This window comes from Variovorax paradoxus, assembly GCF_030815855.1.
Lineage (GTDB): Bacteria > Pseudomonadota > Gammaproteobacteria > Burkholderiales > Burkholderiaceae_C > Variovorax > Variovorax paradoxus_M.
Genome location: NZ_JAUSXG010000001.1, coordinates 4,914,379 through 4,937,052, shown reverse-complemented (window position 1 = coordinate 4,937,052; position 22,674 = coordinate 4,914,379). Strand labels below are relative to the sequence as shown.

General features: G+C 66.4%; 22 protein-coding genes. 14 read left to right on the top strand and 8 right to left on the bottom strand.

Annotation, left to right across the window (positions count from 1 at the left end):
* Positions 1-12 precede the first annotated feature (12 nt).
* Together QFZ42_RS23515 and QFZ42_RS23510 are read right to left on the bottom strand one after the other, a co-directional pair.
* The gene (locus QFZ42_RS23515; protein ID WP_307703278.1) at positions 13-744 is read right to left on the bottom strand and encodes a fimbrial biogenesis chaperone; all 732 of its coding nucleotides are present in this window, start codon (positions 742-744) and stop codon (positions 13-15) included.
* Positions 745-754: 10 nt separating this feature from the next.
* Positions 755-1,261, bottom strand: coding sequence for a Csu type fimbrial protein (locus QFZ42_RS23510; protein WP_307703277.1), 507 nt, complete (start codon positions 1,259-1,261; stop codon positions 755-757).
* 383 nt (positions 1,262-1,644) lie between these two features.
* Here QFZ42_RS23510 and QFZ42_RS23505 point away from each other — a divergent pair, with 383 nt between their 5' ends.
* Complete coding sequence (locus QFZ42_RS23505) at positions 1,645-3,531, top strand: sensor histidine kinase (RefSeq protein WP_373423407.1); 1,887 nt, start codon at positions 1,645-1,647, stop codon at positions 3,529-3,531.
* 14 nt (positions 3,532-3,545) lie between these two features.
* Here QFZ42_RS23505 and QFZ42_RS23500 read toward each other — a convergent pair whose 3' ends face one another.
* On the bottom strand, positions 3,546-3,995 hold the full coding sequence (locus QFZ42_RS23500; protein ID WP_307703276.1) for a GFA family protein: 450 nt from the start codon (positions 3,993-3,995) through the stop codon (positions 3,546-3,548).
* Between the two features lie 11 nt (positions 3,996-4,006).
* Entirely contained in the window at positions 4,007-4,720 is a 714-nt protein-coding gene (locus QFZ42_RS23495; protein WP_307703275.1) for a YebC/PmpR family DNA-binding transcriptional regulator, read from the bottom strand.
* Positions 4,721-4,908: 188 nt separating this feature from the next.
* On the opposite strand from QFZ42_RS23495, the gene QFZ42_RS23490 reads away from it, so the two are divergent.
* Both QFZ42_RS23490 and QFZ42_RS23485 read left to right on the top strand, forming a co-directional pair.
* Positions 4,909-5,754 carry an isocitrate lyase/PEP mutase family protein gene (locus QFZ42_RS23490; RefSeq protein ID WP_307703274.1) on the top strand — a complete coding sequence of 282 codons (846 nt, stop codon included), beginning with the start codon at positions 4,909-4,911 and terminating at the stop codon, positions 5,752-5,754.
* A gap of 264 nt (positions 5,755-6,018) precedes the next feature.
* Positions 6,019-6,399 (top strand): helicase SNF2, encoded by a 381-nt coding sequence (locus QFZ42_RS23485; protein WP_307703273.1) that lies wholly within the window; start codon positions 6,019-6,021, stop codon positions 6,397-6,399.
* A 77-nt stretch (positions 6,400-6,476) separates the two neighbouring features.
* On the opposite strand, the gene QFZ42_RS23480 is transcribed toward QFZ42_RS23485, so the two are convergent.
* Positions 6,477-7,475, bottom strand: coding sequence for a hypothetical protein (locus QFZ42_RS23480; protein WP_307703272.1), 999 nt, complete (start codon positions 7,473-7,475; stop codon positions 6,477-6,479).
* Between the two features lie 187 nt (positions 7,476-7,662).
* Between QFZ42_RS23480 and QFZ42_RS23475 the strand changes: the two genes are divergently transcribed.
* The 3 genes from QFZ42_RS23475 to mnmA are packed head-to-tail and all read left to right on the top strand — an operon-like array spanning position 7,663 to position 11,522.
* Positions 7,663-9,342 (top strand): FxLYD domain-containing protein, encoded by a 1,680-nt coding sequence (locus tag QFZ42_RS23475; protein WP_307703271.1) that lies wholly within the window; start codon positions 7,663-7,665, stop codon positions 9,340-9,342.
* A 43-nt stretch (positions 9,343-9,385) separates the two neighbouring features.
* On the top strand, positions 9,386-10,372 hold the full coding sequence (locus QFZ42_RS23470; protein ID WP_307703270.1) for an LLM class flavin-dependent oxidoreductase: 987 nt from the start codon (positions 9,386-9,388) through the stop codon (positions 10,370-10,372).
* 49 nt (positions 10,373-10,421) lie between these two features.
* Positions 10,422-11,522 (top strand): tRNA 2-thiouridine(34) synthase MnmA, encoded by a 1,101-nt coding sequence (gene mnmA, locus QFZ42_RS23465; protein WP_307703269.1) that lies wholly within the window; start codon positions 10,422-10,424, stop codon positions 11,520-11,522.
* Between the two features lie 28 nt (positions 11,523-11,550).
* Here the strand turns inward: mnmA and QFZ42_RS23460 are convergent, their stop codons facing one another.
* From QFZ42_RS23460 to QFZ42_RS23450, 3 genes are all read right to left on the bottom strand, one after another.
* On the bottom strand, positions 11,551-12,030 hold the full coding sequence (locus tag QFZ42_RS23460; RefSeq protein ID WP_307703268.1) for an NUDIX hydrolase: 480 nt from the start codon (positions 12,028-12,030) through the stop codon (positions 11,551-11,553).
* A gap of 13 nt (positions 12,031-12,043) precedes the next feature.
* A complete protein-coding gene (locus QFZ42_RS23455) occupies positions 12,044-12,484 on the bottom strand; it encodes a DUF4019 domain-containing protein (protein ID WP_307703267.1) in 441 nt (146 codons plus the stop codon).
* 132 nt (positions 12,485-12,616) lie between these two features.
* Positions 12,617-13,330 (bottom strand): response regulator transcription factor, encoded by a 714-nt coding sequence (locus QFZ42_RS23450; protein ID WP_307703266.1) that lies wholly within the window; start codon positions 13,328-13,330, stop codon positions 12,617-12,619.
* 441 nt (positions 13,331-13,771) lie between these two features.
* On the opposite strand from QFZ42_RS23450, the gene QFZ42_RS23445 reads away from it, so the two are divergent.
* The 8 genes from QFZ42_RS23445 (at position 13,772) to QFZ42_RS23410 (ending at position 22,666) form a co-directional block, all read left to right on the top strand.
* Positions 13,772-14,914, top strand: a complete 1,143-nt coding sequence (locus QFZ42_RS23445) for a Re/Si-specific NAD(P)(+) transhydrogenase subunit alpha (protein WP_307703265.1) — start codon at positions 13,772-13,774, stop codon at positions 14,912-14,914.
* 33 nt (positions 14,915-14,947) lie between these two features.
* On the top strand, positions 14,948-15,277 hold the full coding sequence (locus tag QFZ42_RS23440; RefSeq protein ID WP_307703264.1) for an NAD(P) transhydrogenase subunit alpha: 330 nt from the start codon (positions 14,948-14,950) through the stop codon (positions 15,275-15,277).
* An 84-nt stretch (positions 15,278-15,361) separates the two neighbouring features.
* Positions 15,362-16,789: an NAD(P)(+) transhydrogenase (Re/Si-specific) subunit beta gene (locus tag QFZ42_RS23435; protein WP_307703263.1), complete on the top strand. Its 1,428-nt coding sequence runs from the start codon at positions 15,362-15,364 to the stop codon at positions 16,787-16,789.
* Between the two features lie 101 nt (positions 16,790-16,890).
* Positions 16,891-18,570 (top strand): long-chain-fatty-acid--CoA ligase, encoded by a 1,680-nt coding sequence (locus QFZ42_RS23430; protein ID WP_307703262.1) that lies wholly within the window; start codon positions 16,891-16,893, stop codon positions 18,568-18,570.
* A gap of 50 nt (positions 18,571-18,620) precedes the next feature.
* The gene (locus tag QFZ42_RS23425; RefSeq protein ID WP_307703261.1) at positions 18,621-19,625 is read left to right on the top strand and encodes an ABC transporter permease subunit; all 1,005 of its coding nucleotides are present in this window, start codon (positions 18,621-18,623) and stop codon (positions 19,623-19,625) included.
* 2 nt (positions 19,626-19,627) lie between these two features.
* Positions 19,628-20,533, top strand: coding sequence for an ABC transporter permease subunit (locus QFZ42_RS23420; protein WP_307703260.1), 906 nt, complete (start codon positions 19,628-19,630; stop codon positions 20,531-20,533).
* Between the two features lie 61 nt (positions 20,534-20,594).
* A complete protein-coding gene (locus QFZ42_RS23415) occupies positions 20,595-21,626 on the top strand; it encodes an ABC transporter ATP-binding protein (protein WP_307703259.1) in 1,032 nt (343 codons plus the stop codon).
* Complete coding sequence (locus tag QFZ42_RS23410) at positions 21,623-22,666, top strand: peptide ABC transporter ATP-binding protein (protein WP_307703258.1); 1,044 nt, start codon at positions 21,623-21,625, stop codon at positions 22,664-22,666. Before QFZ42_RS23415 ends, QFZ42_RS23410 begins: the two co-directional genes overlap by 4 nt.
* Positions 22,667-22,674 lie beyond the last annotated feature (8 nt).

Genomic DNA, 22,674 nt, shown 5'->3' with positions numbered 1-22,674 from the left:
GGCAGGAGGCGCTCAGCGGGCGCGTGGGAGCGGCGGGATGTTTTCCTGCGTCGCGTTGCCATTGATCTTCGTTTCCAGAACGCCGCCAAGCGCGAAGGCCTCGGCGGATGTCTTCAGTGGCCAACGCATGCGCGCGCCGGGCAAGACGTAGCCCATCAGGCCGGCATGCACCGGGGTGCGGCGGCCGACGGTATCGACAAAATCCAGATCGGCGAGCTGGGCATGCATGCCGCCGCTGTTCGCGACTTCGAGCACCGCTTGGCCGTCCTCCCGGCGCAGCGACCATGTCAGCTGGGGCGCGGGTGACTGCGCGCCGGCGGCCGCGATGAAGATGGGCACCGAATAGCGCAGCACGAGTTGCAGGCCCTTCTTTTCCTCCTTCACCTCGACCGGCAGCTCGTCGATGATGAGCCGGTACGAGTTTTCGACCATGCCGGCGGGAACCCCCGCGCGAATGACCCGAATCAGCTGCCGTTCGGACGCGCCCAGCTGCACCACCGGCGGACTTACGAGAAGTTCGCGCGAGGGCGTCAGCTTTTCGGCGCCGTTCTCCTGTGTCCAGTGATAGACACGCACCTGGGCGTGCACCACGCCGTCGCCGGTGTTGCTGAGCCAGAGACCGTCGGCGTTCTGCGCGGCCTGGAGCGTGAGCGTGACCGGAGAAACCTGCAGTCCGCTCGCCGAGGCGACCACGTGCGCGAAGGCGAGCGCGAGGACAGCGGTGTAACGCAGCAGTGGGTGCACGGGCAATCGATCAGTAGTTGACCTGGACCGTCACGGTGTCCAGGTAGGCGCCAGGCGTCACGTTGGCGTTCGCGACGGTGGCAAACACGGGGATCGTTTGCGCCACGCCGGTGCCGGTGCCTGCCACGCCGTTGCCCACGGCGGTGGCCGTGGCGGTGCTGCCCCAGACGGGACCGGTCGCACTCACCGAGCGGAGCTGGTAGGCGACAGTGTCCGGGCCAGCCACGGCGGGGCTCATCACGCCGGCGCCGGTGGTGCTGTTGTTCGACGGCAGCAGGCCGACGTTGTAGGGCGTCGACTTGGAGCAGGTGACGTTGATGTTGCTGGAAGCAGACAGGGCCGTGGCCGAGGAATTGACCGAGCCGAAATCGATGTTGGATGCCGTGCCGGCGACGACCGAGCAGGCCTTGTTCACGGTGATCAGGACCTGGAACGTGGAGGTGGTCGTGGCCGCGAATGCGGCGCTGGTGGCCGTGACGGCAAGAACTGCTGCGAGGAGGAAAGAAGGATTTTTCATGGAAAATGGCGACAGATGTAAATAAAACGAGGATGGAACGGACCGGATAGTGCCAACGATCCCGCTTGGTGAATAGTAGATTAGTTCACACAAATGCACAATTTGTTGCAGTTCGAGCGAATTTGCAGCAGGCGAATGGTTACACGGCGCGAATCTCCGAACTCGCCCCTTCTGTATTGACGAGGTTTGCCAGGGCCCGAAAAAGGGAACAGCCGCCTCAAACACATTGAAAATGTTGACAGTTCGTCAACGAACCTCCGTGTACTGCACCCTCTTCGAGGCCGAACGCTCTTTGCGGATATTCATCCCTTCGTTCTGAGTTGAATCACTTCTCCAGATACCGCCTCGCCTCCTTCTGGGCGAACGCGGTGCTCGTCGTCTCCTTGGCGCTGCTGCTGGTCATGGTGGCCTTTTTCAGCGCGACCGATGCCGAGCACGAGTCGGCGGCTCTGCACATGACGCAGGCCGACTGGCAGGAGGAAGACACGCCGGCCATCCAGGAACTGCCGCTCGCCGTGGACAGCAGGGCCTTGCCGCTCGCCTGGCAACCGGTCGAACTGCCCCTGGCCCTCCCCATTGCCTTGCTGCGCCAGGCCGACAGCGCATCGAACGCGGGCGCCACCCGCACCACATGGCTCCGGCTTTCCGCACGCAACCTGCCCGCCACCCTGGCGCCGCTGGGGTTGTACGGCGCGCGGATCAAGACGGACGGGTCCATCGCGGTGTATGCCAACGGCCGGCTGGTGCAGCGCGCGCAGGTGCAGGGTCCGCTCTGGAACAGCACGCGCACGCCGCTGTGGGTCTTGCTGGGCAAGACGCCCGACGGCGCACCGTTGAACGAGATCCTGCTGCGGCTGGAGCACTCGCGAAGCGCGCAGGTGGCGGTCTCATCGCTGTGGCTCGGGCCCGTGGGAGCGCTGGAGGGCCGCTACCGCATGCGGCAGTGGCTCCAGCAGGAGCTGCCGGCGATGCTCAGCGCGGCCTTCATGGCGGTCGGCGTGTTCGCCTTGTTCGTGTGGTTCAAGCGCCGCCACGACACGGGTTACCTGCTCTTTTTCAACCTGGCGACCACGTCCTTCCTGCGGAGCCTGCATTTCTACGTCGGCGTTCCAATTGCCAACGACTGGTTTGCCTGGCTCACCGTCAATTCCTTGTTCTGGCTGGTCGCGGTGGTGCATTTCGCGCTGCGCCAGCTGCACGGCCGGCCGCTCGGATGGCTCACCTTTGCGGTGGTTGGGTGGACCGTGCTGATCGGCGTTCTGACGCTGCCGGGGCTGGCCATCCTGAGGAACACCCCGCAGGTCACGCCGTTGATCTACATCGGCGCGGCATTGATGGGGGTCGCCGTTGCGGTGGTGGGCGGCGTGAGTGCCTGGCGGCGTTCCAGCGAAGGGCGGCTGGTGGCCGCCGGCATCGGCGTGTGCGTGCTGCTGGGCGTGTCCGACTGGCTGCTGCAGAACAACTTCGTCAGCCCCGAGGGCTGGTACCTGGGGGCGTACACCAACGCCGTCACGTTCATCGTGTTCGGAGCGCTGATGTACCGGCGCTACGTCAACGCCATTGCCGAGGTGGAGCAAGTCAACGCCAGCCTGGCGCAACGCCTGCGGGCCCGCGAAGCCGAGCTCGACCGCAGCCACCAGCGGCTGCGCGAGGTCGAGAAGCTGCAAACCATCAGCGACGAGCGCCAGCGCCTGATGCAGGACATGCACGACGGGCTCGGCTCCTCGCTGATCAGCGCCATTCGCTCGGTGGAGGGTGGCGGCATGAGCGACGACAAGGTTTCGCAGCTGCTCAAGAGCTGCCTCGACGACCTGAAGCTGACCATCGACTCGATGGAGCCGCTCGAAGACGACCTGTTGCTGTTGCTCGCCACGCTGCGCTACCGGCTGGGACCCCGGCTCGAGAGTTCGGGTGTCGCCCTGCAATGGAACGTGCAGGAGCTTCCCGCGCTCGACTGGCTCGACCCGACCAGCGCGCTGCACATCCTGCGCATCGTGCAGGAGAGCATCGCCAACATCCTGCGCCACACCCGCGCCACCGAGATCCGCGTGGGCACCGCGGCAGAGCCCTCGGGCGTGCGGGTGACCATCGAGGACAACGGCCAGGGCTTCGACGTCGAGAAGGCGATGAGCGAGGCCGGCGGACGAGGCATGCAGAACCAGCAGCGCCGTGCCCAGGTGGTCGGGGGCGCCGTCTCGTGGCGCTCGGGGCTGGAAGGCACGCTGTTTACGTTGTGGCTGCCGCTGAAGCGCGGCGGACCGGCGGCGTAGAAACGGGCGGAGGCTCAGCCGGCGTCGACGTGCTCGTTGTATTGGGGCAGGTCGTCCGTGATCGTGAACCACGGTGCCTTGGAGCCGACAAAGATGTGCGCGTTCGGGCGGATGGACGGATTGTCGATCAGCGTGCCCAGGGTCACGTGCACGAACGTGCCGTCCCGCACCACCGAGTAGAGAAGCGAACCGCATTGTCCGCAGTGCATGTCGCCGGCATCTTTCTCGCCGAAAACCAGGAGCTTGTCCTGTCCTTCCGCAATGGCCAGCTGGTGCCGCTCGATGCCGGCAAAAGGCTTGAAGGCCGAACCAGTGGCGCGCCTGCAGTCGGAACAATGGCAGTTCAGTGCATAGGCGAATTCATCGGCCACCGTGTAGCGGACGGCGCCGCACAGGCATCGGCCGGCGAGACTGCGTGCAGCCGTTTTCTCCAGGCGCGTCACAGGCTCGCTTCCCAGTCCCATCTGAAGGCTGCTCAGCCCGCAAGGCCCACGAACACGTTCTGCACATCGTCATTCGCATCGATGGCGGCCAGAAAGACTTCGACTTCTTCCAGGTGTTCGGCGCTGAGGCTGGCCGGATCGACCGGGTTCTTGGGCTTGTAGCCCAGCTTGGCCGACAACACGGTGAAGCCCTGGGCCGGCAGCGCGCGGCTCACGAGGTCGAGGTCCGCGGGGTCGGTCAGAAACGTCGTGACGCCGCTTTCGCCCGCGGGTTCGAAGTCTTGCGCGCCGGCTTCGATGGCCGCCACTTCGGCGTCGGCACCCGCGCCCGAAGGTTCGGCTTCGATCATGCCCACGTGGTCGAAATCCCAGGACACCGAGCCCGAGGTGCCCAGCTGCCCCTTGCGGAACAGCACGCGCATTTCAGGCGCGGTGCGGTTCACGTTGTCCGTGAGGCATTCGACCATCACGGGCACCTGGTGCGGCGCAAAGCCTTCATAGATCACATGCTCGAAATGCACCGCCTCGCCCGAGAGCCCGGCGCCCTTCTTGATGGCGCGGTCCAGGGTGTCCTTGGGCATCGAGACCTTGCGGGCCTGTTCCACGACCAGCCGCAGGCGCGCATTCGAGGCCGGATCGGCGCCGCTGCGCGCGGCAATCATGATTTCCTTGGCCAGTTTTCCGAACAGACGGCCCTTGGCATTGGCGGCCAGATCCTTGTGTTTTGCTTTCCACTGTGCGCCCATGGCTGATGTTCCTGTGTTGGGTGTGCGGTGTCTCGCCTCGGGCCGCGTTTGAACGCTGGGCCGAAGGGCCGACAACCGTTTGGGGCGACTACTTTAGCCGGAGCGCGCGGACAGCAGTTTTTTCCAAGTCCTGGAGGCCGGGCATCTCCATGCTTGCCCGTTCCACCACGCCGCGAGGCCACGCCACCATGCCATCCATCCACACACGACAACAGCAGCAAGCAGAACTTTTTCACCGGCTGCACGCCGGCCCGGCACCGCTGGTGCTGGTGAACGCCTGGGACGCGGCCAGCGCGCGCATCGTCGAACGCGCGGGCGCGAAGGCCATCGGCACGACCAGCGCGGGCATGGCCTGGTCGATGGGGCACGCGGACGGCGAGCGCATGCCAGTGGACGAGCTGCTCGCGGGCTGCGCGCGCATCTGCCGCGTGGCGAGCCTGCCGGTCACGGTCGACATCGAACGCGGGTTCGGCGACAGCACGCAGGCCGTGTGCGAGGTCGTGCGCTCGCTGGTCGGCATGGGCGTGGCGGGTATCAACATCGAAGACGGCACGCTGCCGGGCACGCGCCGGCTCGCGCCGCCGGAAATTCTCTGCGAGCGCATCGCTGCGCTGCGCAAGATCGACGCGCGCCTGTTCATCAATGCGCGCACCGACACCTGCTTCGTCGCCAACGACGACCCCGCGGCACGCTATGAAGACACGCTGCGGCGGGCGCGGCTCTACGCCTTCGCGGGTGCCGACGGCATCTTCGTGCCGGGCATGGCGAGCCTCGACGAGATCGCGGGCCTTGCCGCCGCGGTGCCCCTGCCTGTGAACGTGTATGCCGGCCATTCCAAGGCACCGTCGGTCGACGTTCTTGCAGGCGCCGGCGCGCGGCGCATCAGCCTGGGCTGCGGTCCTTTGCAGGCGGCACTCGGGCTGCTCGGCCGCATCGCCGCGGAAGCTCTTGAATCCGGCCACGGAGGCTTTCGCACGATGGCCGGCGAGATGCTCCCGGCCGGCGAGATCAACGGGCTCTTTGCAGCGCGCTGACTGCGGAGCGGTGTCTGGCAGGCCGGCAGGGTTTGCCGACCCTGGCCGGTCGATTGTTTCAATTCCGTGAACGCCGTGGTTCCTTTTGATCAGGGTTTTTACTTAGATGACGGCGCACAATTCATCTCACAGACCGGCCCCCAAGCCGATCTGGGTGAACAGGGCCCCGAGCGAGGTGGCCGCCCCCGAAAGGGACGGTGACCCACCCAAGACCGGTTCGAAATCATCCAAAGTCAAAACTGAACTGAATTGAAGGAAATCCAAATGACCGCCTCGAAGATCCTCTCCGCCGTTGCTGTTGCCCTGATGGCCGTTGCCGGCGCCGCCCACGCTGAAACCTATGAAGGCGTGCATCAACTGACCTCGGCCGCAAGCCGCGCCGATGTCGCCGGCCAAGCCGTGGTTGCCGCGCACAGCGCCAATCCGTACGCCACCGGCGCCAACGCAGGTCCGGCCCGCGTGATCGTTTCGTCGACCAGCCGCGATGCGGTCCGTGCCGACGCCGTGGCCGCCGCCCGCAGCGCCGATCCGTACGCCGAAGGCGCTTCGGCCCGTGTGGCTCCCGTCGTCGCCAGCACGGTAGACCGCGCCACGGTGCGTGCCGCAGCCCGCGCCGCGGCTCGTGGCGACGCGCTGCCGCTGTAAGCGACCCTCAGCGAGCGTCCGCTCTAAAAAAAGCCGGCCATGCGAAAGCATGGGCCGGCTTTTTCTTGGTCTCGCCGTCAGCGAGGGGCCAGCAGCCGCAGGCCGGCGATGAAGAAGGGCGCGCCGTCCGCGACGGCCGTGTCGTGCAGTTCGACGAACCAATGTGCCGGCGGTGCGTCCGGGTTCGCGTCGTCGGGCTCGGGCCGCGCGCAAAGCTCGCACGCGTAGAGCACGCGGCCCATCCGCGTCGTGGCGTCGCGGAACGCGACCGCCTCGTTGCGGCATGCGTCCACCACCGTCCAGCCGCCGTCGGGCTCGCTGCGGATCGACCGCCGCACGAGCCGCATCGCGATGTGCTCCGGCGCCGCCGTGCGTTCGCCTTTTTGCGCTTCGGGCACCGTGGCGAGCAGGCGCAGTTCGATCGGCTCGCCGACCCGAAAGCCTTCGCCGCGCTCCAGCGACATGCCGTTCAGCGCCACGCGCACCTGGCGGCGCTCGCGCAGCGTCGTCACGACGAAAAAGACCGTCAGCACAGAGAAGGCCGCAAACACCGGCAGTCCGACCACCATCCAGAGCCATTGCCATCCGCCGGCCAGCGCCCACGTCATGGCGTTGAAGCCGAAGAGCGCGAAGAAGGCCAGCACCGCGAGCGCGACCAGCCATGCGATCCAGTCGCCGGCCGAACGGCGCACGCGTTCCGTGGCCTGCGGCGCTACGGACGTCCACTCGGCCGGCTGCAACTCGGCCAGCGGGGCAAGGCCGACCACACGCGGGTCGGGCCATGGCGACCAGAAATCCGCCGGCGCATCTTCAAGGGAAATCCGCTGCAGATCGGTCCAGGCCGGCAGGTACGCCGTGGCCGTTTCCTCGCCTTCCACCTCCAGCGTGGCGCCCTTGAAGCCGCGCGGGTACACGCCGGGCGCCCGGTGCAGCCGGCGTTCCCGGAGGTCGACGATGACGGTGGCGCCGCCGACCTCCGCGGCCTGGTAGCGGCCATCGGACGAGGCATGGCCATAGCCCGGCGTCTGTCCGGACAGATGGGCGATCAATGCGACGGACGGATGAAGCCGGGTCATGAAGAAGAGGCGGGAAAGGCGTCGAGCATGCCATGCGCAGCCGTCTGATAAGCTGCCTCGCCCTCTCCATTCGACCTGCTCTTTCCACCCCTGTCCCTGCGAACGCACCGCGCATGTCGTCCGAAGAAAACCGGCGCCGCGACGCGCTTGCCGCCGCAGAAAACAAGAAGAACACGGAAAGCGCTTCATGACCATCGACCTCCAGACGCTCAAGTGTGGCGAGTGCGGCAGCAATGCGCTGAAACGCACCGGCCCGAACCAGTACGCCTGCCAGCATTGCGGCTCGGTGACGCTGGTCGAAGACAACGTGTCCGACCGGCTCGATCGTGTGCTCGAGCAGGTGAAGAACGCGGCGGGGCAGCGCCTCGCGCAAGAGCAGGCGCTCAAGCAAAAAATGGTCATGCGCCATGCGGGCATCGCGGTGGCGGCGGTGCTCGGCGTGGGGCTGGTGGTGATGGTGGCCAGCCTGATCTCGGCGCGCGATGAGCGTCCCCGCGCGCAGCCCGCAAGGGCAACGGTGGTCGACCGCACGATCCCGTCCGACGGGCTCAGGCTCGGCGAGCCGCGCCAGGTGCTGGTGGGCAGCGGTGGTTCGGCGCAGGCCAGGCTGCTGGTGGTGGCGCGCAACGAAACCGGCAAGCCGCTGGAGCGCGCCAACATCAAGGCGGTGTTCTACGACGGCGATACCCGGCTCGAAGAGCGCAGTGAATCGTTGCCCATTGGCGTGCTCCAGCCGGGCGAGAGCGCGCCGGTGCTGATCGCTCTGCCGAGCGCAAGAACCGCAACGCGCCATGAGCTGGAGGTGCAGCGTCTTTCGGCGCCGTACCGCTTGGCGCAGGGGCCGCGGCTGGTCTTCGATCGCGTGCGGCTGGTGCAGCAAGGCACGGCCGGGGTCCGGCTGGTCGGCCGCGTCGCCAACGCGAAAGACAACAGCGCCACGCTGGCCGGCATCGAGGCCCTCGTGACGCTGTACGACGATGCGGGAAACGTGATCGGCATCGGCCATGGCTACGCGCAGGCGAGCGAACTGAAGCCCGGCGCGCGCACCTCGATGGACATTGGCATTCGCGATTTCGGCCGCGGCGCGGCGGTGGCGGCGTGGGACTACCGCATCGGCTACAGCACGCTCGAGGCCGACGGTGCGCGCGTGGCGGTGCTGGGCACCGACCGCGTGATCCGTGCCGTGGGCGGGCCGGAGGTGTTCAACCCCGAGTTGCGCATGGGCACCGATGACCTGCTGGCCGACGAGAGCGAGCGCTTCGACCAGGCCCAGTTGGAACTGCTGCCGCTGATCCCGGGGCTCAGCACGATTCACCAGCGCACCTACATGACCGAGCTGGTGAATCGCAGCAAGGACCAGATCGCCATTGCCCCGGCGGCGGTGATCTCGCGTTTCGACGGCAGCAAGCTCGACGGCACGACCGTGCTCGGCGGCCCGGCGTACCTGTATCCGGGCGAGCGCTTTCCGGTGCAGATCGATCCATCGCGCGCCGACCGCATCACGCAGACCCGCGTCGAATGGAAGCCGATGCGGCGCGCGGCGCTGCCCGGCCCGCGCACGCCGCTGGAAGTCACGATCGACAGCACCCGCGCGACCACGGGCAGCGTGCTGCTCAACTTCAGCCAGCGCTTTGCCTACAAGGCGGTGGACATCAAGGGCAGCGTGAAGAACCCCGGCACCGGCATCGTGCGCAAGGCCCGCGTGTGGGTCAGCCTGCGCGACCGGGAGGGCCGGCTCACCGGCTTCAAGATGGTGGAGAACCTGCCGGCCATCGCCCCAGGCGAGAGCGCACCGTTCGAGGTGAGCATCGAGCAGCAGGCGCGCGACTTTGCCACGGTGGAAGCTGTCTACCAGAGCACGGAATAGCCTGCACGAGCAAGGACGGCCGGATCGCGCCATCATCCGGCCCATGATTCCGTTCTCGATCCTCGACCTCTCCCCGATCACCGAGGGCAGCGACGCCGCGCAGTCGTTCCGCAACTCGCTCTCGCTCGCGCAGCACGGGGAGAAGTTGGGCTACCAGCGCTACTGGCTGGCCGAGCACCACGGCATGCCGGGCATTGCGAGCGCGGCCACCGCGGTGCTGCTTGCCCACATCGGCGCCGGCACCTCGACCATCCGCATCGGCGCGGGCGGCGTGATGCTGCCCAACCATTCGCCGCTGGTGATTGCCGAGCAGTTCGGCACGCTCGAGTCGCTGTATCCGGGGCGCATCGACCTTGGACTGGGCCGCGCGCCCGGCTCCGACCAGCGCACGGCGCGTGCGCTGCGCCGCAACCTCGAATCCGATGCCGACCAGTTTCCGCAGGACGTGGTCGAACTGATGGACTTCATGTCGAAAACGCCGCAGCAGCCCGTGCGCGCGGTGCCCGGCGCGGGGCTCGAGGTGCCGGTGTGGATCCTGGGCTCGAGCACCTTCGGCGCCCAGTTGGCCGCGCACCTGGGCCTGCCCTACGCCTTTGCCTCGCACTTCGCGCCGCAGCAGCTGATGCAGGCGATCCAGATCTACCGCGAGACCTTCAAGCCTTCGGCGCAGTTGCAGAAGCCGTACGTGATGCTGGGCTTCAACGTGTTCGTGGCCGACACCGACGAAGAGGCTGAGTTCCGCGCGACCTCGTGGCAGCAAGCGTTCGTGAACCTGCGCAGCGGCCGGCCGGGGCGCCTGCCACAGCCCATCGAAAACTACCGGCAGAAGGTCGGTCCGGCGGAGAACGCGCTGCTCGACTCGGTGCTGTCCTGTTCGGCCGTGGGTTCGCCCGCCAGGGTGCGCGAAGGCGTGCAGGCCTTCATCGAGCGCACGGGCGCCGACGAGTTGATGATCACCTCGCAGGTGTTCGACCACGTGGCGCGGCTGCGGTCCTACGAGCTGCTGGCCGGGTTGCGCCAGCAGGGCTGAATCCCCCACGCCGCCGGTCTTGCCGCCGGGCTGGGACAATGGCGGGCTTATGGCAAAGCAACGGATCGTGGTGGGACTGAGCGGCGGGGTCGATTCCGCGGTGACGGCGCACCTGCTCAAGCAGCAGGGGCACGAGGTGGTCGGCATCTTCATGAAGAACTGGGAAGACGACGACGACAGCGAATACTGCTCGTCGAACATCGACTTCGTGGACGCCGCCAGCGTGGCCGACGTGCTGGGCATCGAGATCGAGCACGTCAACTTTGCGGCCGACTACAAGGATCGCGTGTTCGCCGAGTTCCTGCGCGAATACAAGGCCGGCCGAACGCCCAACCCCGACGTGCTGTGCAATGCCGAGATCAAGTTCAAGGCCTTTCTCGACCATGCGATGCGCCTCGGTGCCGAGAAGATCGCCACCGGCCACTACGCGCGCGTGCGGCTGAACGAGGCCACCGGCAGGCACGAGCTGCTCAAGGGGCTCGACCCCTCCAAGGACCAGAGCTACTTCCTGCACCGGCTGAACCAGGCGCAGCTGTCGAAGACGCTGTTCCCCGTGGGCGAGCTGCACAAGACCGAAGTGCGCCGCATCGCGGAAGAAATCGGCCTGCCCAACGCGAAGAAGAAAGACTCGACCGGCATCTGCTTCATTGGCGAACGGCCGTTCCGCGAGTTCCTGAACCGCTACATCTCCAAGGAGCCGGGTCCGATCAAGGACGACCGGGGCCGCAAGCTCGGCGAGCACCAGGGCCTGAGCTTCTACACGCTGGGCCAGCGGCAGGGGCTGGGCATCGGCGGCGTCAAGGAGAAGGGCGCGCAGCGCGGCTCGGGCGACCATTCGCCGTGGTTCGTGGCGCGCAAGGATGTCGAGAAGAACACGCTGTGGGTGGTGCAGGGGCACGACCATCCGTGGCTGCTGTCGTCGGCGTTGACGGCGGGCGATGCGAGCTGGGTGGCGGGCGAGGCGCCTGCACCGGGCCGCTACGGCTCGAAGGCGCGCTACCGGCAGGCCGATGCGGGCTGCGAACTCTCCGATGGCGCGAATGGCGCGTTCAGCCTGCGCTTCGGCGAACCGCAATGGGCCGTCACGCCGGGCCAATCGGCGGTGCTCTACGACGGCGAGCGCTGCCTCGGCGGCGGAGTCATCGTCTGAGCCGTCCGAAGCCGGTGCGCTGCAGCCGTCAGCGCACCGATTCGTCGACGTGGATCAGGTCGAGCGGATACCGCTTCCCGGCCAGGTAGTCCTCGATGCACTGCAGCAGCAGCGGACTGCGATGCCGCGACACGCTGGCGCGGATTTCATCGGCCGTCATCCAGACGGTGCGCACGATGCCTTCGTCGAGCGCGCGGCCCGCTTCCCTCGCGCCGAGCTCGCCGGCAAAGGCAAAGCGCATGTAGGTCACGTCTTCCTTGTTGCCGGTGCGATGGCTCGAGCGCGCCATGTAGATGCCGATCAGCGCGGTGGGCGTGAAGGCGTGCGCGGTTTCCTCGAGCGTCTCGCGGACGCAGCCTTCGATCGGCGATTCGCCGGGGTCGAGGTGTCCCGCGGGAGTGTTGAGCCTGAGCCCCTGGGCCGTGTGCTCCTCGATCAGCAGGAACTTGCCGTTCTGCTCGATCACCGCGGCAACGGTGACATTGGGTTTCCAGCGCGATATCGTCATGTGTCTTCTTTTTCTAGCGCAGCACATAGCCGCTGAAGCGCCAGACGCGGTCGGAGTCGAGATGGAAGCTCACGAGTTCGCGCAGGGTGCCGTCCGGCTTCTTGCTGAAACGGGTTTCGTACTCGATGCTGACATATTGGCCGGCCGTGTCCGCGTCCGGGTCGGCGACGGCTTGGCGGTTGACCGCCACCCAGGTCCGTTGGACAGGCGTGCCGAGCGGCGAGCGGCTCTTCGAAACCTTGGCGACGAAGTCGGTGCGTGTGGTGCGCTTTCGGGCGGCGGCCGTGGCACCGTCCCAGAGTTCTTCGGCCTTCCCCTGGTCGATCATCCGGATGGCCTGCATGCCGCCCTGCACCATGTCGCTGGCTTCCACGTCCTGTGCAGCCGCGGAGCCCGCGAGGGCGCTCCAGAGCAGGGCGGCGATCAGCAGCAGCGACCTGGTGGTTGTTTTCATCGGCCTCATTGCGCGTGCAGCGGTGGAACGAAGCGGTTGGAGACGGTATCTCCGCAGAGATTCCCCGCCTGTGCGAACCGAAGCGGCCGAATCGGCGATGCGGCGCAGCGCCGCGAACGGAAGTTTGCCTGCCTACCGGGCGAGCCCGTCGGAAAGCGGGTTCGATTCGATGGTTTCGAGCCGATAGCCCATGCCGTAGATGGCCAACAGCAGGAATCCGCTCGCCGGGCGCAGGGCGAGCTTGGTTCTGAGGCGGGAGATGTGGGTGTCGAGCGACCGCGACAGCGCTTCCACGCCGAGCCCCCAGACCGCCTCGTGAAGATGTTCGCGCGACAGCAGGCGGCCCAGGTTCTGAAACAGGAACAGCGCCAGTTCGTACTCGCGGTTCTTCAGGTCGACCTGCACGCCCTTGACCTTGAGGATGCGCGAGGGCGGGTAGAAGTGGTAGTCGCCAAACACCAGTTCCACTTCGTGCTGGGCCGGGTAAGACCGGCGCAGCAGCGCATTGACACGCGCTTCGAGTTCCTTGGCGCGGCCGGGATTGGACATGAAATCGTCGGCGCCGGCATTAAGCCCTTCAACCACATCGGCATCGTCGCGTTGTGCGTTCACGAAAAGAATGGGCAGGCGGCTTTTGAGCTCGTTGCGAACGGCCTTCACCACGTCGATGCCTCGTATGTCGGGCAACCCCCAATCGAGAATTAGGAGATCGAAGGTTTGCCGGCGCAACGCCTGTAGCAGTGTTCGCCCTTCGGTGTAGGGGTGACATTCGTGTCCGAACCCCGCCATAGCCTGGTTGATCAGTTGAAGCTGATCAGGCTCGTGATCAAGTACTGCAATACGCATTCCATCCCCTTCTTCCGACCATCGCCAGCCTCTGGGTGCCGTCGAAAAGGAAGTGTATCTATCTGCGTCTGCGGCAATGAAGGTTGCCTGCAACTAATGCACGTAATCGGAGTTTTTCCCGTCAGAGTGGCTGCAGTTGCGAACAATTGAAAACAAATATCCGTTTGCCTGCGGCCAATCCAATCAATTCGAGGCTGCGATGAGGGACGTCTCATCGCGCATCGGAGCGAGCCAGCAAACGGCCGGGCCGTCATGCACACGGCAAGGCCATCGGCGCCACGTGCGCAACACCTCGCAGCGCTAGCATTTATATAGCTGGAAATGCAATGATCACGGTCATCAAGAGGCAAATAGATGCTGCATCCAGGCGACAGTGGCAGCCGTAATCTTGCTGTAAGCTCTGCCCGCGTTCCGTGTTGCCCTTGCCCTGAGGAGATCTCTATGCTGATAGGCGTGCCTGCCGAAACGACGGCCGGCGAAACCCGTGTGGCCGTTACACCCGAGACGGTGAAGAAACTTGTCACCGCGGGGCACACCATTCGCGTGCAGTCGGGCGCCGGCGTTGCGGCCAGCGTCACCGATGCCGCCTACCAGGCCGCCGGGGCCGAAATCACCGACGTGGCAGGCGCCTTCGGGGCCGACATGGTGCTGAAGGTGCGCACGCCCGGCGACGCCGAAACCGCATTGATGAAGCCGGGCACCGTGGTCATCGGCATGCTCAACCCCTTCGATGCCGCCGGCCTGCAGCGGCTGGCCACGGCCGGTCTGACGGCCTTCGCACTCGAAGCCGCGCCGCGCACCACCCGCGCGCAGAGCATGGACGTGCTCTCATCGCAAGCCAACATCGCTGGCTACAAGGCCGTGATCATCGCGGCCGACAAGTACCAGCGCTTCTTTCCCATGCTGATGACCGCCGCCGGCACCGTGAAGGCCGCGCGCGTGGTCATCTTGGGCGTCGGCGTGGCGGGTCTGCAGGCCATTGCCACCGCCAAGCGCCTGGGCGCCGTCATCGAAGCGTCGGACGTACGCCCGAGCGTGAAGGAACAGATCGAATCGCTCGGCGGCAAGTTCATCGAAGTGTCCTACGACACCGACGAAGAGAAAGAAGCTGCCGTCGGTGTCGGCGGCTACGCCAAGCCCATGCCTGCCAGCTGGCTGGCGCGCCAGCAGGTCGAAGTGGCCAAGCGCGTGGCGCTGGCCGACATCGTCATCAGCACCGCGCTCATTCCGGGCCGCGCCGCGCCCACGCTCATCACCGAAGACATGGTCAAGTCCATGAAGCCGGGTTCGGTGATCGTCGACATCGCGGCCGGCAAGGGCCCCGATGTGAACGGGGAGATGAAGGGCGGCAACTGCCCGCTGTCGGAGGCCGACAAGACGGTGGTCAAGCACGGCGTGACGATCATCGGCGAAACCAATCTGCCGGCGCTGGTGGCAGCCGATGCGTCGGCGCTCTACGCGCGCAACGTGCTCGACTTTCTCAAGCTCATCGTCACGAAGGAGGGCGGGCTCAAGATCGACCTCGAGGACGACATCGTCGCCGCCTGCCGCGTTGCGCAGGACGGCCAGGTCACGAAGAAATAAGCCACCCCCGGCACCCCCGCGAGGAGAAAAATCATGGATCCCGTTTCCCACACCGTCATCAACCTCATCATCTTCGTGCTGGCCATCTACGTGGGCTACCACGTGGTCTGGACCGTCACGCCCGCGCTGCACACGCCGCTGATGGCCGTGACCAACGCCATCTCGGCCATCGTGATCGTGGGCGCCATGCTCGCGGCCGCGCTCACCGAAACCACGCTCGGCAAGACCATGGGCGTGCTCGCGGTCGCGCTCGCGGCGGTGAACATCTTCGGCGGCTTCCTGGTCACGCGGCGCATGCTCGAGATGTTCAGGAAAAAAGAGAAAAAGGCCGCACCCAAGGCTGAATCGGGAGCCGCGCAATGAGCGCCGAACGGCCGCCCGAAGGCGCGGGCCCCCGGAGGGGGGTGCGCGAAGCACACGCAGTGGCAAGCCTGGGGGAGAACTGATATGTCCATGAATGTCGTCACGCTGCTGTACCTCGTTGCGAGCGTCTGCTTCATCCAGGCCTTGAAGGGCCTGAGCCATCCCACGACGTCCATCCGCGGCAATGTCTTCGGCATGGCCGGCATGGCCATCGCGGTGGTGACCACCGGGGCGCTGATCTACAACCTGGCCGGCGGCCACCTCATGGGCCTGGCCTGGGTGCTGCTGGGACTGGTGGTGGGCGGCGGCTACGGCGCCTACCGCGCCAAGACGGTCGAGATGACCAAGATGCCCGAGCTGGTGGCGTTCTTCCACAGCATGATCGGCCTGGCGGCGGTGTTCATCGCGGTCGCGGCCGTGGTCGAACCCGCGGCCATGCTCGAAGGCATCGCCAAGGGCGCGCCCATCCCCACCGGCAACCGGCTCGAGCTGTTCCTGGGGGCGGCTATCGGCGCCATCACCTTCAGCGGCTCGGTCATCGCGTTCGGCAAGCTCTCGGGCACCTACAAGTTCCGGCTGTTCCAGGGGGCGCCGGTGCAGTTCGCGGGCCAGCACATGCTGAACCTCGTGCTGGGCCTGGCCATGATCGGGCTCGGCCTTGTGTTCATGGCCACCGAAAGCTGGCCGGCGTTCTTCGCGATGCTGGCGCTGGCCTTCGTGATGGGCGTGCTCATCATCATCCCGATCGGCGGCGCCGACATGCCGGTGGTGGTGTCGATGCTCAACAGCTACTCGGGCTGGGCGGCCGCGGGCATCGGGTTCAGCCTGAACAACGCGATGCTGATCGTGGCGGGTTCGCTGGTGGGATCGTCGGGCGCGATCCTGAGCTACATCATGTGCAAGGCGATGAACCGCTCGTTCTTCAACGTGATCCTGGGCGGCTTCGGCGGCGAGGCGGTCAGCGCGGCCGGCGGCGCGAAGGAGCAGCGGCCGGTGAAAAGCGGCAGCGCCGACGACGCGGCCTTCGTGCTCGGCAATGCCGAGACGGTGGTCATCGTGCCGGGCTACGGCCTCGCGGTGGCGCGCGCGCAGCACGCGGTCAAGGAACTCGCGGCCAAGCTCACCGAGAAGGGCATCACCGTCAAGTACGCGATCCACCCGGTGGCCGGCCGCATGCCGGGCCACATGAACGTGCTGCTGGCCGAGGCCGAAGTGCCCTACGACCAGGTGTTCGAGATGGAAGACATCAATGGCGAGTTCGGCCAGGCCGACGTGGCGATCATCCTGGGTGCCAACGACGTGGTGAACCCGGCGGCGCACACCAAGGGCAGCCCGATCTACGGCATGCCGATTCTCGAAGCCTACAAGGCCAAGACGGTGATCGTGAACAAGCGCTCCATGGCGGCGGGCTATGCGGGCCTGGACAACGAACTCTTCTACATGGACAAGACCATGATGGTTTTTGGCGATGCGAAAAAAGTAGTGGAAGATATGGGCAAGGCCATCGAATAGGCCAAAGGACCGCGCCCGCGCAGCGCGGGCCAGATCATCGCGGCGCCATCCAGTGCGCCGTTTTCGTTTTTTGAATGACCCGATTTGGAGGAGACACATCCATGACCGATCGTCCCTGGCTCGGCAGCTACCCGCAAGGCGTGCCTGCCGATATCGATCCTCCGCAATACCCGTCGCTGGTGGCGCTCATGGAAGAGAGCTTCGCCAAGTACGCCGAGCGCACGGCCTACAGCTTCATGGGCAAGGACGTGAGCTACGGGGAGACCAACAAGCTCAGCAAGGCCTTCGCGGCCTATCTGCAGGGTCTCGCACTGTCCAAGGGCGACCGTGTCGCCGTCATGATGCCCAACTGCCCGCAGTATCCGATCGCGGTCGCGGCCATCCTTCGGGCCGGGCTGATCCTGGTGAACGTGAACCCGCTGTACACGCCGCGCGAGCTCGAGCACCAGCTCAAGGACTCGGGCGCCAAGGCCATCGTCATCATGGAGAACTTCGGCACCACGCTGCAGCAATGCATCGCGGCCACGCCCATCAGGCACATCGTGCTGGCGGCCATGGGCGACCGACTCGGTTTCCTCAAGGGTGCGCTCGTCAACTACGTGGTGCGCAACGTCAAGAAGCTGGTGCCGCAATTCAGCCTGCCGGGCGCGGTGCGCTTCAACGACGCGCTCGACCAGGGCGCGAGCCGCACGCTGCAGCTGCCGGTCATCGGTCCCGACGACGTGGCCGTGCTGCAGTACACCGGCGGCACCACGGGTGTTTCGAAAGGCGCGGTGCTGCTGCATCGCAACGTGATCGCGAACGTGCTGCAGTCCGAAGCCTGGAACAAGCCGGCCATGGCGAAGGTTCCGGCCGGCGAGCAGCCCACGGGCGTGTGCGCGCTGCCGCTGTATCACATCTTCGCCTTTACCGTGGGCATGATGCTGAGCATGCGCACGGGCGCGAAGCTGATCCTGATTCCGAATCCGCGCGACCTCGCGGGCGTGCTCAAGGAGCTGTCCAAGCACACGATCCACACCTTTCCCGCGGTCAACACGCTCTTCAACGGGCTCGCGAACCATCCTGATTTCAATACCGTCAACTGGAAGAACCTCAAGGTCTCGGTGGGTGGCGGCATGGCCGTGCAGGCCGCGGTCGCAAAGCTGTGGCTCGAGAGAACCGGCTGCTCCATCTGCGAAGGCTACGGCCTCTCCGAAACCTCGCCCTCGGCCACTTGCAACCCGACCGACAGCAAGGCCTACACGGGCACCATCGGCCTGCCGCTGCCGAGCACGTGGCTCAAGCTGCTCGACGACGACGGCCGCGAGGTGCCGCCGGGCCAGCCCGGCGAAATCGCGATCAAGGGCCCGCAGGTGATGGCCGGCTACTGGCAGCGCCCCGACGAAACCGCCAAGGTCATGACGCCCGACGGCTACTTCAAGAGCGGCGACATCGGCATGGTCGACGAGCGCGGCTACTTCAAGGTGGTCGACCGCAAGAAGGACATGATCCTGGTCTCGGGCTTCAACGTGTACCCGAACGAGATCGAAGACGTGGTGGCGCAGGTTCCGGGCGTGCTCGAATGCGCGGCGGTCGGCATTGCCGACGAAAAGACCGGTGAGGCCGTCAAGCTCGTGATCGTCAAGAAAGACCCGTCGCTGACCGAAGCGCAGGTGCGCGAATATTGCAAAGCAAATCTAACGGGCTACAAGCAGCCGCGGATCGTGGAGTTCCGCGCCGACATGCCGAAGACCCCGGTCGGAAAGATCCTGCGGCGCGAGTTGCGAGACAGCAAAAAGTAAGGGTTCGGCCCGGGTAGGGCGGCGGCATCGATCTTGCATATTGCGGGGCGATGCTTCGCTTCCTACTCACGCGCGTGAGCTTGCTGGTGCCGACCTTCATCGGCATGACGCTGCTTGCCTTCTTTCTCATCCGGCTGGTGCCGGGCGACCCCATTGAAACCATGGCCGGCGAGCGCGGGATCGACCCCGCGCGCCATGCGCAGCTGCGCGCGGCCTACGGCTTCGACAAGCCGGTGATCGTGCAGTACGGCATCTACATCGGCCGCGTGCTGCATGGCGACCTCGGCAAGTCGCTCATCACGCAGGACTCGGTGATGAGCGAGTTTCTGGCGCTGTTTCCCGCCACGGTCGAGCTTGGTGTGTGCGCGATTGCCTTTGCGCTGCTGCTGGGGCTTCCGGCCGGCATTCTTGCGGCGGTGCGGCGCAACTCCATCTTCGACCACGGCGTGATGGCCACCTCGCTCACCGGCTATTCGATGCCGATCTTCTGGTGGGGGCTGCTGCTGATCCTGTTCTTTTCGGTGCAGCTCGGATGGACGCCCGTTTCCGGGCGCATCTCGGTGCAGTATTTCGTCGAGCCGGAAACCGGCTTCCTGCTGATCGACGCATTGCGCGCCGGCGACACCGATGCCTTCTGGTCGGCGCTGCACCACCTGATTCTTCCGGCCATCGTGCTCGGCACCGTGCCGCTGGCCGTCATTGCGCGCATGACGCGCTCGGCCATGCTCGAGGTGCTGGGCGAAGACTACATCCGCACCGCGCGCGCCAAGGGCCTTTCGCACCTTCGCGTGGTGGGGCTGCATGCATTGCGCAATGCGCTGATTCCGGTGGTCACGGTGATCGGGCTGCAGGTGGGCGTGCTCTTCACGGGCGCGATCCTCACCGAGACCATCTTCTCGTGGCCCGGCGTCGGCAAGTGGCTCATCGAAGCCATCGGACGGCGCGACTACCCGGTGCTGCAGGGCGGCATGCTGCTGCTCGGCGGCATCGTGATGCTGATCAACCTGCTGGTCGACGTGACCTACGGTGTCATCAACCCCAGGATCAGGCACTGACGATGGCCTCTACCCAAGTCATTTCCGGGCCTGGTACCGGCCAGCCGCCGCCCGGTCCCTGGCGCGAGTTCTGGACCGCATTTTCCGCCAACCGCGGCGCGGTCATCGGGCTCGCCACCATCGCGGTGCTGCTGCTCGTGGCGTTGTTCGCGCCGTGGATTGCGCCGCATGCGCCGAACGAAACCAACAGCGCGGTCTTCCTGCTGCCGCCGGCATGGCAGGAGGGCGGTTCGGCCAGCTATGTGCTGGGCACCGACGCCATCGGGCGCGACATTCTTTCGCGGCTGATGTTCGGCGCGCGGCTCTCGCTGTCGATAGGCGTTGCCGTGGTGGCGCTGTCGGTGGTCATCGGCGTGGTGCTCGGACTGGTCGCGGGCTTCTTCCGCGGCGTGCTGGAGATCGCGATCATGCGGATGATGGACATCGTGCTCACGATGCCGAGCCTGCTGATGGCCATCGTGATCGTCGCGATCCTCGGGCCGGGGCTGATCAACGCCATGGTGGCGGTAGCCATCGTGGTGCTGCCGCACTATGTGCGCATCACGCGCGCCGCGGTCATTGCCGAGATCTCGCGCGACTACGTGACCGCCGCACGCGTGAGCGGTGCCGGCACGCTGCGCCTGATGTTCCGCGAAGTGCTGCCCAACTGCGCCGCGCCGCTCATCGTGCAGGCCTCGCTCGGCATCTCGACCGCCATTCTCGATGCGGCGGCGCTGGGCTTCATCGGCCTCGGCGCGCAGCCGCCGTCGCCCGAGTGGGGAACGATGCTGGCCGACGCACGCGAGTTCGTGCTGCGTGCCTGGTGGGTCGTCACTTTTCCCGGCCTCGCGATTCTCGCGGCCGTGCTGGCTTTCAACCTGCTCGGCGACGGCCTGCGCGATGCGCTCGACCCGAAGCTCAAGAGATGAGCCCCCGCCCGGCCGCTCCGAAGGGGGCTTGCACCGCAGTGCGAAGCACGGAGGTCGTGTTGTGACGATGCTTCTGGACATCAAGGACCTGCACGTCGAATTCCCGACGCAAGGCGGCGTGCTGCACGCCGTCGACGGCGTGAGCCTTTCGCTCGATGAGGGCGAGGTGCTCGGCATCGTCGGCGAATCAGGTTCAGGCAAGAGCGTGACGATGATGGCGCTGATGGGCCTCGTCGGCTTTCCGGGCCGCGTGCGCGCGGACCACATGCGCTTTGCGGGCAAGGAGCTGCTCGGCATTTCCGACAAGGCGCGCCGCACGCTGGTCGGCAAGGAGGTCGCGATGATCTTCCAGGAGCCGACCACCAGCCTCAATCCCTGCTTCACCATCGGGTTCCAATTGATGGAAACGCTGCGGCTGCACCTGCATCTCGACAAACGCACGGCGAAGAAGCGCGCGACCGAACTGCTCGAACAGGTCGGCATCCCCGCTGCGTCGTCGCGCCTCGGCAGCTATCCGCATCAGCTTTCGGGTGGCATGAACCAGCGCGTGATGATCGCGATGGCCATTGCCTGCAACCCGCGCCTCTTGATCGCCGACGAGCCGACCACCGCGCTCGACGTGACGATCCAGGCGCAGATTCTCGACCTGCTGCGCGAGCTGCAAAAAGAGCGCGGCATGGCGCTGGTGCTCATCACGCACAACATGGGCGTGGTCAGCGAAATGGCGCAGCGCATTGCCGTGATGTATGCGGGCCAGGTGATGGAGCAGCAACGCGTCGACCGGCTCTTTGCAAACCCGCAGCATCCCTATACCGAAGCGCTGCTGGCCGCGCTGCCCGAACGTGCCGCGCCCGAGGGCCGGCTTGCCACCATCGCGGGCGTGGTGCCAGGCGTGCACGACCGGCCGGAGGGCTGTCTCTTTGCGCCGCGCTGCAGCTATGCGACGACGAAAGCCTGCAACGTGCGTCCGGCGTTGCGCGCGGTTGCATCGCAGCAGGGCGCCGAAGTGCGCTGCCATTTCCCGCTCGGCGAGCCCGGGCGCATGGCGGCCATCGAGGCGGACCGGCCCAAAGCGGTGGAGGCATTGTCATGAGCGCAATGCCGGGTGATGTTGTCGTGGAGGCGCGCAACCTGCAGCGCACCTACGAAGTGCGGCGCGGCCTGTTCCGCGCGCCCGCGCAATTGCGCGCGGTGGGCGATATCTCGTTTCGCATCGAACGCGGCCGCACGCTGGCCGTGGTCGGTGAATCGGGCTGCGGCAAGTCCACGCTCGCGCGCATGGTCGCGCTGATCGAGAAGCCGACCGCGGGGCAGCTCACACTGGTCGGCCACGATGCCGTGAGCCCGCCGGCCGAGCACCGGCGCGAGCTGCGCCAGGCCGTGCAACTGGTGTTCCAGAACCCGTACGGCTCGCTGAACCCACGCAAGAAGATCAGCGCCGTGCTCGAAGATCCGCTCGCGATCAACACCGCGCTCGGCAAGCCCGAGCGCGCCGCCAAGGCCCGCGAGATGCTCGCGCGCGTGGGCCTGCGGCCCGAGTACGCGAACCGCTATCCGCACATGTTCTCGGGCGGCCAGCGCCAGCGCATTGCCATTGCGCGCGCGCTCATGCTGGAGCCGCGCCTCTTGGTGGCCGACGAGCCGGTGTCGGCGCTCGACGTGTCGATCCAGGCGCAGGTGCTCAACCTGCTGGCCGACCTGCAGGCCGAACTGGGCCTGGCCTATCTCTTCATTTCGCACGACCTCGGCGTGGTACGGCACATTGCGCACGACGTGCTCGTGATGTACCTCGGCCATGCGGTGGAGCAGGGGCCCAAGGCGCGCATCTTCGCGCGTCCGCTGCATCCCTACACGCAGGCTCTGCTGGCCTCCACGCCCGGTCTCAGCAGCCAGCGCATCGTGCTCAAGGGCGAGCTGCCGTCGCCGCTGAACCCGCCTTCGGGTTGCGTCTTCAGCACGCGCTGCCCGCACGTGACGCAGCGCTGCCGCGAAGAGAGGCCTTTGCTGCGCGCGCTCGACGAGCGGTTGGTGGCCTGCCATTACGCCGAGAAGTTTCTCGACGGCGCGCCGCCGGTCAGCGCCGATGTGCCCTTGTCCCCGCCGTTCGTCGCGCCTTTGGCGATGAACCCCTAGCTCACTTC

Excerpts from the sequence above, each read along its gene's own strand:
- QFZ42_RS23510 (WP_307703277.1), bottom strand. The coding sequence starts at position 1,261 with ATGAAAAATCCTTCTTTCCTCCTCGCAGCAGTTCTTGCCGTCACGGCC.
- QFZ42_RS23500 (WP_307703276.1), bottom strand. The coding sequence starts at position 3,995 with ATGGGACTGGGAAGCGAGCCTGTGACGCGCCTGGAGAAAACGGCTGCA.
- QFZ42_RS23495 (WP_307703275.1), bottom strand. The coding sequence starts at position 4,720 with ATGGGCGCACAGTGGAAAGCAAAACACAAGGATCTGGCCGCCAATGCC.
- QFZ42_RS23490 (WP_307703274.1), top strand. The coding sequence starts at position 4,909 with ATGCCATCCATCCACACACGACAACAGCAGCAAGCAGAACTTTTTCAC.
- QFZ42_RS23485 (WP_307703273.1), top strand. The coding sequence starts at position 6,019 with ATGACCGCCTCGAAGATCCTCTCCGCCGTTGCTGTTGCCCTGATGGCC.
- QFZ42_RS23480 (WP_307703272.1), bottom strand. The coding sequence starts at position 7,475 with ATGACCCGGCTTCATCCGTCCGTCGCATTGATCGCCCATCTGTCCGGA.
- QFZ42_RS23475 (WP_307703271.1), top strand. The coding sequence starts at position 7,663 with ATGACCATCGACCTCCAGACGCTCAAGTGTGGCGAGTGCGGCAGCAAT.
- QFZ42_RS23470 (WP_307703270.1), top strand. The coding sequence starts at position 9,386 with ATGATTCCGTTCTCGATCCTCGACCTCTCCCCGATCACCGAGGGCAGC.
- mnmA (WP_307703269.1), top strand. The coding sequence starts at position 10,422 with ATGGCAAAGCAACGGATCGTGGTGGGACTGAGCGGCGGGGTCGATTCC.
- QFZ42_RS23460 (WP_307703268.1), bottom strand. The coding sequence starts at position 12,030 with ATGACGATATCGCGCTGGAAACCCAATGTCACCGTTGCCGCGGTGATC.
- QFZ42_RS23455 (WP_307703267.1), bottom strand. The coding sequence starts at position 12,484 with ATGAAAACAACCACCAGGTCGCTGCTGCTGATCGCCGCCCTGCTCTGG.
- QFZ42_RS23450 (WP_307703266.1), bottom strand. The coding sequence starts at position 13,330 with ATGCGTATTGCAGTACTTGATCACGAGCCTGATCAGCTTCAACTGATC.
- QFZ42_RS23445 (WP_307703265.1), top strand. The coding sequence starts at position 13,772 with ATGCTGATAGGCGTGCCTGCCGAAACGACGGCCGGCGAAACCCGTGTG.
- QFZ42_RS23440 (WP_307703264.1), top strand. The coding sequence starts at position 14,948 with ATGGATCCCGTTTCCCACACCGTCATCAACCTCATCATCTTCGTGCTG.
- QFZ42_RS23435 (WP_307703263.1), top strand. The coding sequence starts at position 15,362 with ATGTCCATGAATGTCGTCACGCTGCTGTACCTCGTTGCGAGCGTCTGC.
- QFZ42_RS23430 (WP_307703262.1), top strand. The coding sequence starts at position 16,891 with ATGACCGATCGTCCCTGGCTCGGCAGCTACCCGCAAGGCGTGCCTGCC.
- QFZ42_RS23425 (WP_307703261.1), top strand. The coding sequence starts at position 18,621 with ATGCTTCGCTTCCTACTCACGCGCGTGAGCTTGCTGGTGCCGACCTTC.
- QFZ42_RS23420 (WP_307703260.1), top strand. The coding sequence starts at position 19,628 with ATGGCCTCTACCCAAGTCATTTCCGGGCCTGGTACCGGCCAGCCGCCG.
- QFZ42_RS23410 (WP_307703258.1), top strand. The coding sequence starts at position 21,623 with ATGAGCGCAATGCCGGGTGATGTTGTCGTGGAGGCGCGCAACCTGCAG.